14 protein-coding genes are annotated in these 17597 nt (G+C 59.6%); all 14 read left to right on the top strand.

The window, feature by feature from the left end; all coding sequences use genetic code 11:
* Positions 1-110: 110 nt before the first annotated feature.
* The 14 genes from NKH59_RS27350 (at position 111) to NKH59_RS27280 (ending at position 16725) form a co-directional block, all read left to right on the top strand.
* Positions 111-764 (top strand): SIS domain-containing protein, encoded by a 654-nt coding sequence (locus NKH59_RS27350; RefSeq protein WP_353023616.1) that lies wholly within the window; start codon positions 111-113, stop codon positions 762-764.
* Complete coding sequence (locus tag NKH59_RS27345; protein ID WP_353023614.1) at positions 761-2029, top strand: HAD-IIIA family hydrolase; 1269 nt, start codon at positions 761-763, stop codon at positions 2027-2029. Before NKH59_RS27350 ends, NKH59_RS27345 begins: the two co-directional genes overlap by 4 nt.
* The gene (locus tag NKH59_RS27340; protein ID WP_353023612.1) at positions 2022-3077 is read left to right on the top strand and encodes an NAD-dependent epimerase/dehydratase family protein; all 1056 of its coding nucleotides are present in this window, start codon (positions 2022-2024) and stop codon (positions 3075-3077) included. The genes NKH59_RS27345 and NKH59_RS27340 overlap by 8 nt, the downstream gene beginning before the upstream one ends.
* A gap of 33 nt (positions 3078-3110) precedes the next feature.
* A complete protein-coding gene (locus NKH59_RS27335) occupies positions 3111-4193 on the top strand; it encodes a GHMP family kinase ATP-binding protein (RefSeq protein WP_352819748.1) in 1083 nt (360 codons plus the stop codon).
* A gap of 106 nt (positions 4194-4299) precedes the next feature.
* On the top strand, positions 4300-4833 hold the full coding sequence (rfbC, locus tag NKH59_RS27330; protein ID WP_352473828.1) for a dTDP-4-dehydrorhamnose 3,5-epimerase: 534 nt from the start codon (positions 4300-4302) through the stop codon (positions 4831-4833).
* Between the two features lie 46 nt (positions 4834-4879).
* Positions 4880-6217 (top strand): NAD(P)H-dependent oxidoreductase, encoded by a 1338-nt coding sequence (locus NKH59_RS27325; protein WP_353023610.1) that lies wholly within the window; start codon positions 4880-4882, stop codon positions 6215-6217.
* Positions 6218-6262: 45 nt separating this feature from the next.
* Complete coding sequence (locus NKH59_RS27320) at positions 6263-7039, top strand: phosphatase PAP2 family protein (RefSeq protein ID WP_353023608.1); 777 nt, start codon at positions 6263-6265, stop codon at positions 7037-7039.
* A gap of 720 nt (positions 7040-7759) precedes the next feature.
* Positions 7760-8458, top strand: a complete 699-nt coding sequence (locus tag NKH59_RS27315; protein ID WP_352542513.1) for an FkbM family methyltransferase — start codon at positions 7760-7762, stop codon at positions 8456-8458.
* 460 nt (positions 8459-8918) lie between these two features.
* On the top strand, positions 8919-9989 hold the full coding sequence (gene gmd / locus NKH59_RS27310) for a GDP-mannose 4,6-dehydratase (RefSeq protein ID WP_352502827.1): 1071 nt from the start codon (positions 8919-8921) through the stop codon (positions 9987-9989).
* Between the two features lie 1100 nt (positions 9990-11089).
* Positions 11090-13390, top strand: a complete 2301-nt coding sequence (locus NKH59_RS27300; RefSeq protein WP_352542514.1) for an AGE family epimerase/isomerase — start codon at positions 11090-11092, stop codon at positions 13388-13390.
* A 75-nt stretch (positions 13391-13465) separates the two neighbouring features.
* Positions 13466-13822, top strand: coding sequence for a GYD domain-containing protein (locus NKH59_RS27295; RefSeq protein WP_352542515.1), 357 nt, complete (start codon positions 13466-13468; stop codon positions 13820-13822).
* Between the two features lie 494 nt (positions 13823-14316).
* Positions 14317-15147 carry a PA3715 family protein gene (locus tag NKH59_RS27290; protein ID WP_352542953.1) on the top strand — a complete coding sequence of 277 codons (831 nt, stop codon included), beginning with the start codon at positions 14317-14319 and terminating at the stop codon, positions 15145-15147.
* A gap of 124 nt (positions 15148-15271) precedes the next feature.
* The gene (locus tag NKH59_RS27285; RefSeq protein ID WP_352542952.1) at positions 15272-15820 is read left to right on the top strand and encodes a class I SAM-dependent methyltransferase; all 549 of its coding nucleotides are present in this window, start codon (positions 15272-15274) and stop codon (positions 15818-15820) included.
* Between the two features lie 296 nt (positions 15821-16116).
* A complete protein-coding gene (locus tag NKH59_RS27280; RefSeq protein WP_353023605.1) occupies positions 16117-16725 on the top strand; it encodes a hypothetical protein in 609 nt (202 codons plus the stop codon).
* Positions 16726-17597 lie beyond the last annotated feature (872 nt).

Here is a 17597-nt window from a genome sequence, read left to right as displayed (position 1 = left end):
AAGTACCTCCGATGAGCGCCGCCCGCCAGCTTCCCGTTCGGAATAGCAATTGAACTCGAAGTGCTCGCACGCTGTGATGATCGCTCACCATTGCAGCAATCGAGGGTGGCATGACAGAGCTCGCGATCGATCAGGTAGTGACGGCATGTCGCAAATCTTCGCGGGATGATGCCCTCTGGTTGCAGCCTAAAGAATTCACGCAGGATTATCTGGCATCGCTTTGCATCGCATTGGCGCAGATCGATACGGACGCCGTGCAGGAGGCGATACAGTTGCTGCGCGCCGTACGCGATGCGGGCGGCACAGTCTTCGTCGCCGGCAACGGCGGCAGCGCAGCGACCGCCTCCCACTGGGTCAATGACCTCGGTAAGGCCACGAAACGCTCGGGAAGGCAGCCAATCCGGGTCATAGGCCTGACAGACAACGTCTCCTGGATGACGGCACTCGGCAATGACGAAGGCTACGAGCGTATCTTTGCCGGCCAGATGGAGAACTTCGCCAAGCCGGGTGACGTGCTCATAGTGATTTCAGCCAGCGGGAACTCGCTTAATCTCGTGCGGGCAGTCGAACTCGCTCGCGAAAGGAAGGTAGCCACCATCGGCATTGTCGGTTTTGACGGCGGCACGCTTAAAGAGCTCGTCGATCAGCCAGTATGGGTGCGGTCCGAAAAAGGCACCTACGAACTCGTCGAGGACGTCCACGCCGCGATCTGTCATGCCATCACGCGATACCTCATCGCCGACCGACCGGAGCGCGGTCAATGAATATTGTCCTGCCGAGCTCGCCCTGCCTGCAAAAGGCAGATGTCGAAGGCCGCGGCTACAGCCGGCCGCGTCAGGCGGTCATCCTGGCCGGCGGGCGTGGCACGCGCATGCGGCCGATCACACTCGATCGCCCGAAACCAATGGTGCCGGTGCTCGGCCGCCCTTTTTTGGAATACCAGATCGAACAGCTGCGGCAGGAGGGGTTCGAAAGGGTTCTTCTTCTACTCGGGTATTTGCCCCATGTGGTGATGGACCATTTCGGCGACGGCAGCAGGTTCGGGCTCAGTATCGAATATGCCGTCACCCGTCCCGACGACCTCACCAGCAGCCGGGTATCCAATGCCCGTCACCTCATAGATCCGTGCTTCCTGCTGCTGTATTGCGACAATTACTGGCCGATGCGCATGGAGCGGCTGTGGCAACGCTTCTGTGCGGCCGGCAAGCCTGGAATGATTACGGTCTACAGCAACAAGGACGGCTATTCACGCGGCAGCGTGATCCTTGATGCGAACGACAATGTGACCGTCTTCGACCGGCTCCGCACCACGCCCGGGCTGCAGGGAGTCGAGATCAGCTATGCCATACTAACCGATCTCGCCCTCGAACTCCTGCCCGACGAGGACACCCTCTTCGAGGAGGCCATCTACACGCCGCTCGCGACGCAGCATCGCCTCGCCGGCTTCGTGAGCGAGCACCGCTATTACAGCGTGGGCTCGATCGAGCGTCTACCCGCGACGGAGCGCTTTATGAGCCGCGAAAAAACCATGCTCGTAGACAGGGACGGCGTACTCAACTGCAGACCGCCACGGGCTCAATATGTGTGTTCATGGGACCAGTGGGAGTGGGTTCCGGGTGCAAAGCAGGCGTTGGCCCTTCTGAACGAGGCTGGCTACCGCATAATCATCATCTCCAACCAGGCAGGGATAGCGCGCGGAGCGATGACCGCCGCTGATCTCGAGGCGCTTCACCAGCGCATGTGCGCCGAGTGCGAAGCCGTCGGCGGCAAGATCGCGAAGATCTACCACTGCCCACACGGCTGGGACGACGGCTGCGACTGCCGCAAGCCCAAACCCGGTATGCTGTATCAGGCACAGCGCGACTTTGATCTCGACCTCACACGCACACTCTTTGTCGGCGATGACGATCGTGACCGTCAAGCGGCCGAAGCCGCGGACTGCCTATATGCGCAAGTAAGCGAGCGATGCTCCCTTCTGGACCTCACCCGTCAACTCCTTTCGAAGCGGAGCGAGGGCAGACATGAATGAACCAACACGCGTTCTCGTCACCGGACACAATGGATATCTCGGTTCTGTCATGGTGCCCGTGTTGCAGGCGGCGGGCTATGAGGTGGTCGGGCTGGATATGGGATATTTTCGTGCGTGCACCCTGGGAGCCGACAATACCAGTGTGCCCGAGATCACAAAGGATCTACGCGCCATCGAACCCCCGGATCTGCAGGGCTTTGACGCGGTGATCCATCTGGCGGCACTCTCGAACGACCCGATCGGAAATCTCAACGCGGATTGGACGAGGCAGATCAATGCGGAAGGAACAGTTCGTCTGGCCACGATGGCCAAGGCGGCGGGCATCCGGCGGTTCCTATTTTCCTCCTCTTGCATCATGTATGGCATGTCGGAAGCCGCCGTCGTCGACGAAACCGCCCCGCTGGCGCCGCAAACAGAATACGCAAGATCGAAGGTTGTTGCCGAAGAAGCGCTGCGCGCGCTGGCGGACGACGGGTTCTCGCCCGTCTATTGCCGCAACGGCACCGTCTATGGTCTGTCGCCGCGAATGCGCTTCGACACCGTGCTGAACAATTTCATGGGCAGCGCCTTCACCACTGGACGTGTCGAAGTGCATAGCGATGGCACGCCATGGCGGCCCGTGGTTCATGTCCAGGATGTCGCGCGCTATTTCAAATTGATGCTGGAGGCGCCACTACAGGACATCCACAATGAGGCGTTCAACATGGGTGTTGAAAGCCTAAATCTTCAGGTGCGCGAGATAGCGGAGATCGCCGTTGAGGCCGTCGCTGGCGCGCAGCTGACAATGACACCGAAGCTGGGCGCGGATCAAAGGACCTACAAGGCGGACTTCAGCAAGTTCTCACGGACTTTCCCGGATTTCGAGTTTCAGTGGACAGCGCGAAAGGGAGCACACGACCTTTGCGAGGCGTTCCGCTCGATCGCACTTAGATTTGAAGACTTTACCGACAAGCGCTTCACGCGGCTGCGCTGGCTCGATCATTTGCTCAAGGCGGGGATGCTCGATGGTCAGCTGCGCTGGCGAACCGCACAGCCGCGTGTTGCCTAATTTTCATTCCGTCGATTTTCGAGGGGGCAAAATATGGAACAGCTAGACGGGACCAAAGCGGTGGAGCGCCGGTCAGGACTGGACCTTCCGACCATCATCGATCGCGCTGCACAGCGTCTACCGTCTCTCGTCCTGACGCGCACTCCTTTGCGCGTCAGTTTTGCTGGCGGCGGTACCGATCTGCCCGATTTCTACAATCTCGATTGCGGCGCGGTCTTCAGCGCGGCAGTGGACAAGTACATCTATGTCACCGTCAAGCGTCACAGCGAGATCTTTAATGAACCCATCCGCTTGAACTATTCACAGACGGAGCAGGTAAACACCATAGGCGAGATCAAGAACAACATCGCTCGCGAATGCCTGCGTTTCCTGGAGATCGAACCGCCGATTTACATCTCGACGGTCGGAGACATGCCTGCCTCGACGGGCATGGGGGGGTCGAGCTCGTTCACGGTGGGACTGCTCAATGCCCTGCATGCATTCCGGGGAGAACGTGTCACCCCTGGCCAACTGGCCGAAGAGGCATGTCACATCGAGATGGACATCCTCGAGGAGCCGATTGGCAAGCAGGACCAGTATGCCGCCGCGTTCGGGGGCATGAACCTGTTCCGCTTCCAGCCGGGCGGCGCGGTAACGGTCGAGCCGCAGCGGGTGCGCAATGGCGCCATCGAACATCTCTTCAGCAACCTGATGATGTTCTGGACGTCGCATCAGCGGCCGGCCAGTTCCGTGCTGGCAGAGCAGAAGGCGAAAACGTCAAGCAATCTCGATACGCTCAGGCGGATGCGGGACGATGCCTTCATGCTTCAGGAGATCTTTGCGGAGCCCGTCATCGACGTAGAACGCTTCGGTGCCGTCCTTCACGCAGGGTGGGAGATGAAGCGGAGTTTGGCGTCCCGCGTGAGCAACGCGGCGATCAATGGCCACTACGACCTCGCCAGGGACGCAGGTGCGGAAGGCGGCAAGCTGTGCGGCGCCGGCGGCGGCGGATTCCTTATGTTCGCGGTCAAGCCGGAACGCCGGGAAAGTGTAAGACGCGCACTCTCACACCTAGCCTATGTGCCTATCGGCTATGAAGTCCACGGCTCGCGCCTCTTGCATCCGGCGCAAGTCTGATGGCCGTCCTTCGATCGCACAAGAGGACCGCCGGCGCGAGCCACCCTGAGCAGAGGTCGTCGGAGATGCAACCCGACGTGACACTCATTTGACCAATGGATCTACGATGCTTTTCACAAAGACCGATATTCCAGGCGCCACCCTGGTGGAACTGCAGAAATTCGAAGACGAGCGGGGCTTTTTCGCACGCGGCTGGTGTTCGCGGGAGTTTGCCGAGCAGGGGCTTCCGGATCGTGTCGTGCAGGTGAATATTTCATACAACAGGCACAAGCATACACTGCGCGGCTTCCATTACCAGCTGGCTCCCCAGTGCGAGGACAAGATGCTTCGCTGCATCCGGGGCAGCCTGTACGACGTGCTGATCGACCTGCGTTCCCGATCGCCCACCTATAAGCAGCACCTCACGGTGGAACTGTCAGCGGCGAACCAACGGATGCTGGTCATCCCGAAGGGCTGCGCGAACGCCTTTCTCACCATGGAGGACCACTCCGAGGCGACATATCTCGTCTCCGAATTCTACACACCGGCGGCCGAGCGTGGTGTTCGCTGGAACGATCCTGCTTTCGCAGTGAAGTGGCCGGTGGATGCGCCGGCGCTGATTTCTGAAAAGGACCGAAGCTGGCCCGATTATGACCGCTAACCTTTCGCCACCCGACCTTTCGGGGAGCAGCACAGGGGAGATGTAAATGTTCATTGTCGACAGGGAGTTGGAGAGGCTCGAGGCTCAGGGGCGGCCAATTCGCGTGGGTATGGTGGGGGCCGGCTTCATGGCCCGAGGCGTCGCGCTGCAGATGCTGCGGTATGTCCCAGGCATGCAACTCGTGGCGATTTCCAACAGGCACGTGGAAAAGGCGCGAGATGCCTATGCCGCCGCAGGTGAAGACGATGTGACTGAGGCGACCAGCACCAAAGCGCTTGAGGATCTCGTGGCGCGCGGTCGCCGCTCGATCACGGCGGACCCGATGCACATTTGCGAGGCCGACGACATCGACGTCGTCGTCGAGGCGACAGGCGCGATCGAGTTCGCTGCCCACGTCACAATGCGGGCGATCCGGCACGGCAAGCATGTTGCCCTGATGAACGCCGAACTCGACGGCACGATCGGACCGATCCTGAAAGTGTATGCCGACCGGGCAGGAGTGGTCCTCACCAATGTGGAGGGGGATCAGCCCGGCGTTATCATGAACCTCTACCGTTGGGTCAGGGGCCTGGGCATACGTCCGGTGCTTTGCGGGAACATCAAGGGCCTGCACGATCCCTACCGAAATCCGACGACTCAGGAGGGTTTTGCCAAGAAGTGGGGGATGAAGGCCCCAATGGTCACCTCCTTCGCGGACGGCACGAAGATCTCGTTCGAGAACGCCATCGTCGCCAACGCCACAGGCATGCGGGTGGCGAAGCGCGGCATGTACGGGCCTGTGGTCGAGCCTGGTACCCCGATCCAGGAGGCGGTCGGGTGGTATCCGCTCAATCAGCTCCTCGAGGGGCCGGGGATAGTTGATTATTGTGTCGGCGCCATGCCCAACCCCGGCATCTTCGTTCTTGGCACCACAGAGGATGCCGTCGAGAAGCACTATCTCTCACTCTACAAGATGGGCCCCGGACCGCTCTACTGTTTCTATTGGCCCTATCATCTGTGTCATTTTGAGGTGCCCTCCACGGTGGCGAGGGCCGCAATATTCCGCGATGCTGCGATTGCGCCCCTGGGCGCGCCGACCGTTGATGTGGTGGCCGCCGCCAAGCGGGACCTTAGTGCCGGAGAGATCCTCGATGGCCTTGGACATTACATGACCTACGGGCTCTGCGAGAACGCGCGAACGGTGCACGCCGAGCGGCTTGTGCCGATCGGGCTCGCCGAGGGCTGCCGGCTGCTGCGCGACGTGAAGCGGGACGAGGTGCTCGGCTATGACGACATCGAGCTTCCGATCGGGCGGCTTTGCGACACACTGCGCCGGGAGCAGGATCTTGCCTTCTTCGGCCGCTCTGCAGCCTCCCTGCGCCGCGAGGTCTCTGCAACCGCCTAGTTAGCGGGACTCCAGTTGTTCCGCCGCCCGAAGCTTAGAGTTGAGATGGCCGAACCGATGTCCGATTTCCATTGCCTGACACAGGCCGCCGCGCTTTGCCTCCTCTTTGTGGGTACGACTTTCCTGGCCCTTAACCCGGATTGGATCGACAGGCCCCTCGCAACGGCCGTCAACACCGTAGCGAGCAATCAGCCCTTCGCCAGCCGGCTCGCTTTCGGTGCCGTCTACCCAACAACCGAGGGCGCTATAGTTGTGTCCTTGCTTTGGTATTGCTGGTTCGCCCATGACGGTCCGGAGTCGAGGGCAAGGCTGGTGAGCGGCGTCTGCGCAGCTGTCCTCGCGGCGCTCGTCGCGCATTTCCTGCAGGGCGCTCTGCCGACGACGCCAAAGCCGATTTTTGACTCCGCACTTCGACTTCATATCCCGGACGTTTTGGGCGACGCTGCCGTTCTGCGCTCAGCGCCGTTCGCCGGCACCCCCGGGTTCCCCAGCGAGCGAGCGGTTCTGTTCGCGGGTCTAGCGATCGCCATTCTTCCCGTTCGCTTCGAACTCGGACTCCTCGCCCTGGCCTGCACCTTGGTGGTAGAGCTTGCGCGAGTCTACTTGGGGCTGCATTACCCGACCAATGCTCTGGGTAGCCTCGCCTTGGCCGCCGCCCTGGTATGGATAGCACAAACGCACCCGAGCCTTGAACTCGGCGCCCTGGTTCTCCGGTGGGAGCGCGGCGCCCCATCAAGCTTCTATCTGTGCAGCTTTCTGGCCTCATACCTTGTTGTTGCGTTCCAGGCGTTGCGAGAACTTGCCAAAGGGCTTCTGCAATAGGAACTGGTGTGAAGCCGCCAACGACATGACGTGCATCGCCGCGCTGAAGCGTCATCTTGGCCGGACAACAACAATCATGCTGAAAGGTGTTCGCAACAGCGGCGGATTACCTCAATGAAGCGGATTAGGCATCCGGCAAGCTGGATAAGGCCGCTCTACGGCTTCCACTGGCCCTACTACCTCTGCCATTTTGAGGTAGCCAGCACACTGCGCGCGCCGCGCTGTTCGACAAGCCCGATCTCTTCGCTCGGCGAACCCAAGGTCAATTTCGTTGCAACCCGCCAAGACCGATTCGAACTGCCGGCCCTTCCTGCGTTCAGCTCCGCAACGAACAGGATTGCCACTTCTTTGGCTCCGCAGTAGCCGGCACGGCCCCGGGGACGAGGCGACTCGTGAGCCGGCGCTCGCAGCGGGCGGCTCCTACTTCCTACGCGGTAGGGCGACGACGTTGGCCGAGCCCAAGGCGATGCTCCGCAGCATCTGTTACGAACGCCGAGCGACGGGATTACCTCCTTTTGTTGGAGCGCCTGCCACAATGACACTCTGGTCGCGGGAGGGAATCGATATAAAATTCACAGGTCGATAGCCGCTCCGCGTTAGGCCAGACTGAACCCCATCTGGCGCTGTTGTCTATTTTGGACACAGTGAGGACGGCGGACACAGTGAGGACGGCGCAGTCAAGCGGAACAGCTACTAAGAATAAGCCAAAGGCAACCATTGATGTACAATCCAGATGGGCTCCGGTATTGTAAGCGAGTTGTAAGAGCGGCCTTAGGATTCGATCATCTTCTCCGGCCCGAATGCTCTATTCCTACACAAAAACTCGGCTCCGCATATGGAGGTTGGGTCGTTGCGGTCGAGCCTCTTCTAGCTGCTCCCTCCCCTATTGTTCTTTCCTTTGGCTTAGGGGACGATATTTCATTTGATCTGGAAGTCAGCAAAGTATTCGGTGCAAAGGTCTTTGGGTTTGATCCGACTCCGGCCAGTCTTGACTGGATTGCCGCTCAGGAATTACCCCCCACTGTGCGGATCTACCCCTTGGGAATATCTAATTTCGACGGGGAGCAAACGTTTGCTGTGTCCGAAGATGACACACGCAGCAATTTTTCCACGAAGTTGGTTACAGGCAAGAGCATTGTCTGCAACGTGAGGCGTTATTCTACTATCCTGGATATGCTCGGACTGGCAACTGTCGATGTGCTGAAACTCGACGTCGAGGGGGCAGAGCACGACGTCCTTCCAGAGGTGCTTGGATCTGATGTCTTACCGAGACAGATTCTCGTCGAGTTTCACCACTGGTGGCACCGCACTCCCGTGGAGCAAACCTACCGAACAGTGGAAGCGATAAAGGGCCAGGGTTACACCCTGTTCCATGTTTCTCCTGCGGGCCACGAGTTGTCATTTTTGCTGACGCGATAGCAAGCCTTACGAGAACTTTCGACAAGCCGCCGTCGGTGGCGGGATCGTCGGCAACAACCTGACGCCACGCTTGCCAGGTGACCCGAGAACCGTTTCTCGGCGGCATCGCCCGCGCCGCACTGATCAGCCGACCCACATGTTCGGCATTGCCGACGGCAGCATGGCCGGCATGCAGCTCCCGGAGAAGCGGTGGCGCAAGCGCTTGTGAAGTGACGGCTCGCGGCAGGGCGGCTACGTCCATGCCATAGGAGCATAGGCTGAAGAGGCTAGCCAAGCAGAAAGGGACGCACGGGAAGTAGCTGTGACGGGCATTGAGCGGTGGGGATTACCTCTTTTGCTGGCGTGCCTGCCACAAAGACACTCTGGCAGAACAAGGCACTTTCGCCTTTCGTTAGAGGAGTGTGGGGCAGACCGTCGGTCGACGAGGCCACCACAGCCCTCAAGGATTGGATGGGACCCGATGACAGATCGCATTGCGCTCATAACTGGTGTGACCGGTCAGGACGGTGCCTACCTTGCCAGACTGCTGCTGGAGAACGGCTATACTGTCCACGGACTGAAACGCAGATCCTCCTCCTTTAATACCGAACGCATCGACGACATCTACGTCGATCCGCACGAACCGGACGCACGCTTTTTTCTCCACTACGCCGACCTGACCGATGCGACCAATCTCATTCGCATCGTTCAGGAGACGCGCCCTACCGAAATCTACAATCTGGCGGCCCAAAGCCATGTCCAGGTAAGCTTCGAGACGCCTGAATATACCGGCAACGCCGATGCCCTTGGCACACTCAGGCTGCTTGAAGCCATCCGCATCCTGAAGATGGGAGAGCGGGTGCGCTTTTATCAGGCATCAACCTCCGAGCTGTTCGGCAAAGTCCAAGAGGTGCCCCAGACGGAGAAGACGCCGTTCTACCCGCGCTCTCCCTATGCGGCGGCCAAACTCTATGCCTATTGGATCACGATCAACTACCGTGAAGCGTACGGAATGTTCGCTTCCAATGGCATACTGTTTAATCATGAAGGCCCCACGCGCGGCGAGACGTTTGTGACCCGCAAGATCACACGTGCGGTTGCAGGTATCGAGCGAGGCTTTCAGTCCGCCCTCTATCTTGGAAATCTGGATGCGAAACGCGACTGGGGGCATGCTCGCGACTATGTGGAGGGCATGTGGCGGATTCTTCAGCACGCCGAGCCAGACGACTTCGTCCTCGCCACGGGCGAAACCCACTCGGTTCGAGAGTTCGTAGAGCGTGCCTTTCGGGCAGTCGGCCGCGTCATCGTCTGGGAAGGTAAGGGGGTGAACGAGATCGGCCGGGATGGCAAGACAGGAGAAATCCTCGTCCGAATCGACCCACGCCATTTCCGTCCAACGGAGGTCGATCTCCTGATGGGAAATCCGGCGAAAGCCCGCTCAAAGCTCGGCTGGTCGCCTAAGACGACGTTCAGCGACCTCGTGGCGGAAATGGTGGCGGCCGATCTGAAACGTCTGGAGCGAGAGCGCTGGCATAGGGACAGTAGCGTCTAGAAAGCGCCACCGGTCATGAACAACACTTACCGGCTCCGTGATGTGCGTCTTGGCAGCATCAATATCGTCGCAAACGCGACCGGCAAGATCGTGCCAAGCGGGCGCACCAGCCTTTAGAGAGGGGCGTTGTCCGCGCTACCCACGTGCGCGATGGACAGAGCGTGAAGGCTGGCGACCTTCTGTTCGATTTCGACCCGACCATGACGCCGACGAGGAGCGTCAGCAAAACGATCTCCGTTCGGCCGACCTCAACACGCCGCTGCGCGCGGAGCCGCAGACGATCCGCTTGCCGCCTTCGCGGCCGTTCCGGAAAATCGACTTGGCACGCCGGGAGTTGCCGGTCAGCGTCCCTTGTTGACGTTCTCCGACTCCAGAAAAGCGCTTGGTTCACCTCGCTTTGGGAGTATTTCGGCCTAGGCGTGCCTGCAACTTCACGAAAGATAGACGCCGCCAATTCTAGACCTATGGGCCTGCGCCTTTGGCAGCCTGGGCGCCAGCCGCTCTCGTCCTGTCCACGAATGACATCTCTCATTCCGGCGAGATCTGCCATCGGCGGTTGAACGCCAGTTCCGCGTGAGGTATCGATCTCGCGGGCGTGCGTTCGGGTACTCGCCGTTTGCGTCGGTCCAATGAGAGCGCGGCCTAATCCGTCATTCCTTCTCTGAACAGACGACGTTTCGCTGACTCCTTGAAAGCCTTGAGAGGCGAGCCAGCCTCCGAAATGCCTTTCGGCGCCATTCTCGCGGAACCGGAACTTGAACGCGGTCACCGGCATGTTGCAGCCCAGCCCACCCTTGTCGTCAGCCCGAGCAGCACGCACGAGACATCCTTTCGGTCGCCGACAGGCATGCTCCTATTGGACTAGGGGGTGCCAATCGGGGCGTTAGGGCTACCCCAATTCATGAAGGAGCCTCCCGCCCGGCAGCGTGCTACGTCTGTCCGCGCAAGAGCCGAGCAAAATGCGTGACCCAGGACACAGTCGGACAAGCCAGGCCGAACGCATTCGGCTTCGTCGCGAGATGTTCGGGGCTGTCGATGCCGTGCTGCGCCGCAATCCAGAGGTCGGAGCCTACAACCAGAAATTTTGAGGGGACTGGATCATGCCGGAGCGGATCGTCAGTTTTGTGATGAGCGGGGGCGTCGGCTCGCGGCTGTGGCCGCTGTCGCGCGAAGACAATCCCAAGCAATTCCACGACCTTTCGGGCGACGGCTCGATGCTTGCGAAGACTGTCCGACGCCTCAAGGCGCGCTCGGACGGCGAGACGCCGATCTATCTGATAGCCTCCGAACGGCATGCCGACCGCGTTATCTCGGACATCGGTCCGCTCGGCCTGAACGGGGGCAGACCGATTTTCGAGCCCGTCGGCCGCAATACCGCCGCTGCGGTGGCCATAGCCACGTTGCAGACGATCTCCGAATATGGCGGTGACGCGCTTGTGCTCGTGGTGCCCTCCGACCATCAGATATCGACCGAAATGCAGTTCTGGCAAACCGTCGAGGCTGGCATGCCTGCCGCCGATTCAGGAAGCATTGTCGTATTCGGCATCAGGCCGACCCATCCCGAAACCGGGTACGGCTACATCGAGGTTACGGCAAATGGTGACGGCGGGGCCGCCGTTTCACATTTTGTCGAAAAGCCCAATGCCGAGACGGCCGGCAAATATGTGGCTTCGGGAAGATTCTACTGGAACGCCGGCATCTTCCTGTTTCGTGCCGACACGATGCGGAAGGCATTTCTCGAGTTCCGGCCAGACATCTGGGACAGCGCGGAACGGGCCCATAAGGCTGCACGGACCAACGTCTTGGGCATCTACCTGCCCCAGGGCTTCTATTCGGCTGTCCCGTCGACGTCGATCGACTACGCAGTCATGGAGCATGCACGCGGTATTGCGATGGTTACGGCTTCCTTCCGCTGGAACGACCTTGGATCGTGGCAATCGCTGCTCGAAGCCAGCCCGACGGACCGCGACGGCAATGTCGTAATGGGCGACGTTGTCGCCATGGATTGCGGCAACTCCTATCTCAGAAGCCAGGGCAGACTGCTGACAGTCATTGGAATGAAGGATGTGGCGGTGGTGACGACACCGGACGCGGTATTCGTCGCTCCTGTCAGCCACAGCCAGAACGCGAAGAAAGTCGTCGAACAACTCGAGAAGAGCGGACGCCTTGAAACGAAGTTCACGGGGTCGGACGACCGGGTCATCATCAGCGGGTCATGGCGCAAGCGGGTCGAGCACTGGCTCTTCAACGAAACCCTGCCGCTGTGGTCCACTGCAGGTGTCGACGATGCGTATGGCGGCTTCCACGAGGCGCTCGGTTTCGATGCAAGGCCGTTGGGCAAACCCAAGCGCATGCGGACGATGGCGCGCCAGATTTACGCGTTCGCGGTGGCCAAAGAACGCGGCTGGGCTGGACCGGCCGACAAGCTCATCGACCACGGCATCGAGTTTATCGCCAAACACGGCCGCACCGAACGCGGTGGCTGGGTGCGCATCCTTAATTCCGATGGCAGCGTGGCTGACCCGACGGAGGACGCCTACGACCATTCCTGCGTGCTCCTGGCGCTTGCCCACGCTCACCGATGCGGCCATCAGGAAGCCCTGCAACTGGCACAAGAGACGTTCCATTTCATCGACACCCATCTCGAGGACGTCAGCCTGAACGGTTTCCTCGAGACCCCCGGCTGGAAGGGGGTGCGGTTCTCGAACCCGCACATGCACATGCTGGAATCCTTCCTTGCCTGGCATCGCGTCACCGGCGAGCGTGCATATCTCCGTCGGGCGGCACGTGTCGTCGATCTCTTCCGGTGCCGTTTCTTCGATCAGGAGAGCTGGACGCTTGGGGAACATTTCGATGTCGATTGGCTACCGTTGCCGGGAGAGGAGGGACAGTGGACCGAACCAGGGCACCATTTCGAATGGGCCTCGCTCCTCATCGATTTCGCGCGGGCAAGCGGGCAGAAAGACTTGGCAGCCTATGCAAGGAAGCTCTATTCGTCGGCGATCGCCAGCGGATTGAACCGGGCCACGGGCCTGGCTTATGCAGCCGTGTCGCGGCAGGGAATTCCCTTCGACCGGCTCTCCCGCAGCTGGCCGCAATGCGAAGCCGTCAAGGCGGCCGTCGCCCTGGACGGCATCGGCGGGCCTGATCTCAAACCTGAGATCGAAGCACGTGTCGCCCGCCTCTTCAAATGGCATATCGATCCCGCACCGCTAGGCTTGTGGATCGACAGAATTGACGAGCGCGGAAGGTCACTGGCGACGGAGGTGCCCGCGAGCATTTTCTACCACCTCGTGACGGCCTTGATGCAGTATCTGGACAAGACCGCAGGGCAAGTCGAACCTTTCCCGCTGCCAGCTTTGGATGTGAGCAAAAGCGTTGCGATGCAGGGTTACGGCTGACCCAACCGTCCGCGATAGCTCCGTGTTGGTCAAACGACCAATGACGAAAGTAGTACAAGATCGGGAGGAATACCCATGAAAGTGACAATCCTGGGAAACTGTCCGCCCCATGCCTACAAGGGATTGATGCAAAGTTCAGACCGAGAAGCTGCAATCAAGGCGGTTTTGGAAAGCGTTGGTAGCAAGGTATGCGGTATGATGTTTACTCGCGGCGCCTATGATATTGTCATCAATGCTGAGGTTCCGGACCAGGCCGATGGGATGGACCTAGCACTTGCGGTCCGGGCAAGCGGCTGGATAAACGAGCTAGTTGTCCTGGAAGAACTCGACATGAAGGCGGCGCTCGCTGCAGCCAAAAAGGCTGCCGCGTTTACAAGACCGCCGGCTGATTGGATAACTGGCTGTACATTGAAGGCAGCACGGTTCCGTTGAACGCGCCGTGCTGCCAAGTCTCAAGGAAAGACACGCTGCGGTTTCGGAAAGCCGAAGCAGGCGCGGCATTGGTTCTGCTTCAATACCGCGCCGACAGCGAACGCGCCCGGGTCAGGGGGTCAAAAACGAAGGTCATGCCGAGTTAATTTTGGAATGTACACCCTAGAAGGTGCGCTTGACGGACCGGCGAGGTCCGGTTTTGTAGAGGCTTCTTCTCGGAGCGCTTCTTTATCTAATCGGAGCGCGACAAGGCAATCGAGATCACATTGTCAGTATCTGTTTCAGGTAGCGAACAGCATTGGCAAAAATTGGCCGCTGGGGCGGCGTTCTCATGATCACCATCCCTAAGGGTGCTCGGACTTTACGACTTTCCAGGATACCTATGGTCCTGACGCAGCGAGTGGAGCTATCCGTCACTTCCCTGCCCTGTGCGCCGCCACCAATCTCGCGTAGAAGGGCCCTGGCCGAACCCGGCCCTGCGACGCGAGAACTCCATGCGAATAGTGTTGCCTGTCCTGTTGCTCGGCGCCGCCCTTGCCAGCCTGTCGCCCGCCAAGGCCGCGGCGGGCGATTGCGGGGATGCCGCCGCGCTGGTGCAGCAGGCCTATCCCAACGCCCGAAAGAGCGCCGACGGCACCTCGTTCACGCTTGAACCTCATACTAGCATCACCTCAACGTTCACGGAGAGCGAAGCGCCATTTGGCCTGGTCTGCAAGATTTGGCCCGCCCATGTCGACCTGATGTTGGTCGCAGTGCCGCTGATTGACAGCGCTAACGGCGACCACCTGCATGTCGGCGATATCGAGCTTCTGGTCGTCGACAGGAATACGCTGCGCGTGCGCCAGCGCCTGCTCCAGCCCGGTCTGATGACCGATGATGCGATTGTCATCGAGAAGGTGGAATTCGACACCGGCCGCTATGCACTGGCCCCCAATGTCAGCGCATTCGGCCTGCGCATCGAAATGGCGCACCATTCGCTGACCGCTCCCTTCACTGAAACCGACCTGCGGCTATACGCTCTCACCGGCGCTACGCTACGCGTGGTGCTCGACGGCCTCGTGGTGGCCGGCTCTGGCGGCGATAGCGATGGTAGTTGCGCCGGATACTTTCATTCCAGCCAGGTCAGCCTGGCGATAAGCCCGGCGAGCCATCATGGCTATCACGATATCACCGCGGTTGAGCGGTCGAATACCGATAATCCCTCCCCCGACCATAATGGCGAATGCCAGTCCCATCCTGGCAAGCCTGCGAAGCGGACCTACTGGATGCGCTATGATGGCAGCCGCTATGCGGTTCCCGCGGCACTCAAGGTGATGGGGTTGTGAGGTGGCCGCACACGTCCCTGCCTTGGTTCGTCAATGTCATCAATTCCAGTTGAACGGGTATCGACCGTTAATTCTCTCGTGGTAGGAGGCGCTCAAGGGGGCTCTTCTCAAAGGAGCTGATGATTTGTGGTGGTCAAGATTCAAAAGGGGTTTTGCCGGAACGTGGGACGACAGACTTGACGGGCTATTCTCCGCAAAGGTCGAATACGCCGGAAAATCCATTCTCGATGTTGGCTGCAATATGGGTGTTGTCGCCTATGAGATATCCAAGCTGAAACCCAGTTCGATCCATGGGATCGACATTGCCAAGCCACATATCGAGACCGCAAAGATGTTATTGAGCGGCTCCCCGGTACATGCCAGGTTCGATCGCCTGAATCTTGGCAGCCGGCGCCTCGGCAATATACTTCTACCCAAATACGATATCGTCCTGCTGCTGGCCGTCTACCAGCACATGCAGCGCAACATCGGCCCAGGCAAGGCGCGAAGGGTGCTTTCCAATATTGTGAGGCGCACCTCAAACGTCGTTGCCCGCGTTCCGCCTGGAACGGATGGCGAATTCATCGAAACGCTTTCTGACGAGGGGTTCCAGGTCAAGAGCACTCACACATCGCCTCTTGGTAGTCATGTGCTCGTGCTTGAGAAACCCGCCTTACGAAATCCGCAGCCATAGAGATGACATCCATGTGGCAGCAGCGGGCGCAGACCCGCTGCCTGCCTGCAACGCAGTCCCGGGAGAGCCCGATTCGCCGGCAGAAAGCACCTTGCGGATGGACTTCGGGCCTATGCCTTTGACATTGAGGTTGACTCCGCAGCCGTGCTGGAAGAGCTTTTCAAGGCCAATGGCTGGAGTAGCGGCTGGCGGGACGGCATCTACCACTACGTTCATTACCATTCCCGCAAAAATGAAATGCTTGGGGTTGCGCGCGGAACCGGCAAGGTTCGGTTCGGGGCAACAGGGGCCGTACATTGTCCTTGAAGGCCGGCGATATGGCAGTTCTTCCGGCCGGCACCGGTCACCCAGTTGGCCGTCCACGGGAAGGCTCCCGGTCTATGGGAGGAAGCGCCGCTGGTGTCAGCGTGGAAAAAATGAAGCTTGAAGATGAAGTCCGCCACGTTTCCGAAGACTTGGACGATGATGTACTGAGTGACGCTGTGCGGGCGCTGCATCGTCGGGTTAAGATCGTTCATGATTTCGATATCCCATACATTGCTGGCTACAGCAAAGATGGCAGGACGATTTATATCGATCGCCATATGCCTCGCACTATGGATTGGAAATCGGCCAAGGTCCGGCTTGCCCCATTTCTGCTAACGCACGAGATCGTTGAAAAGGCGCTCCTGGACAAACTCGGGCTTCATTACCTGCACGCGCATCAGATCGCCCTTCGAGCCGAACGCGATGCCGTGAAGGCGGCGGGTGTTGGCTGGTCCGCTTACCAGGCCGTCAACAAAAAGAACGAAAAACCGATCTCCGAAGAGAAGCTCAAGAAGATTCCCAAGGATCTTGACCTGACGCCCTACCGCGACATGAGTGACTTTTCAACGCTAGAGCGTCTGCTGAAGGCGCAACGATAGTCGGACAAGCCAATGGGTCCTCGCTTGCCAGTTCCATGACCGCCGCCTTGCTGCAGAGCCGACGATGCTCTTTGTTAGATTCGAGCCCGGCCGAGAGTAGGGCTTTCAGTCGCAGATGCTAACGAGGCAGTAGGTTTCCTTGTTCCTTGGCCGTTTCGAGAAACGCCCCGCGGACCACTTCGCGTTTCACCTGATCGATCAAAGGCATGCATGGCAGAGCTGCACTGCGCTGAGCCATTTGGGCCACGCTGCTTGGTCCTGTGCAACAGTTGCTCCGGCTCGGCGGCCCGCTCGAAGTCGTTGCACTGATAGGCAATGCCAGGACAGGTGGTCCTTACGGACACTGGCGTCAGGATAGGCGCTTAATTTGAGAAGCTGGAAGGTGGGATGCTATCGTATTAGCGCGAAGGCCGTGTATCCTTTGAAATTCCATGCGCTGTGCAACTTCTCAAATAATACCTGCGTAGCCACTATGTGAATTGAAGCATTGAAGCCGAGGACGATGACAACCAGCCGCGCGGCCTGGTGGCCGAGCGCCACGTCCGAAGGACGATGGAGGCCGCCAACGCGTGTCCGAAAATTGTAGCATACTTCGGACTCATACCTTGCGTTTGTCCGAAAAGCACAGCCGGACGGGACCGCCGAAGCGGCGAAAGCGACCCCCGCGCCTCCTATCCGAAGTCAGAGAGAACCAGAGAGGACCCATAAGAGGAACTTAAAGCCGCAAGAGCCCGCCGACCAACCCCGTTTAGCCGCAGCTAACGGAACGATGTAGGCCCTCGCGGGTTTAGAGCCTTTCACGTTTTGATGGAAGCGTAGCCGGCGTTTGCGAAGTAGTTGTTGCATTCGGTTGCCTCGATCGTTTCAACGAG

This window comes from Mesorhizobium sp. M0998, assembly GCF_040318885.1.
Taxonomy (GTDB): Bacteria; Pseudomonadota; Alphaproteobacteria; order Rhizobiales; family Rhizobiaceae; genus Mesorhizobium.
Note: the sequence above shows the minus strand (reverse complement) of the source record. Positions and strands in the feature narration are given on the sequence as shown.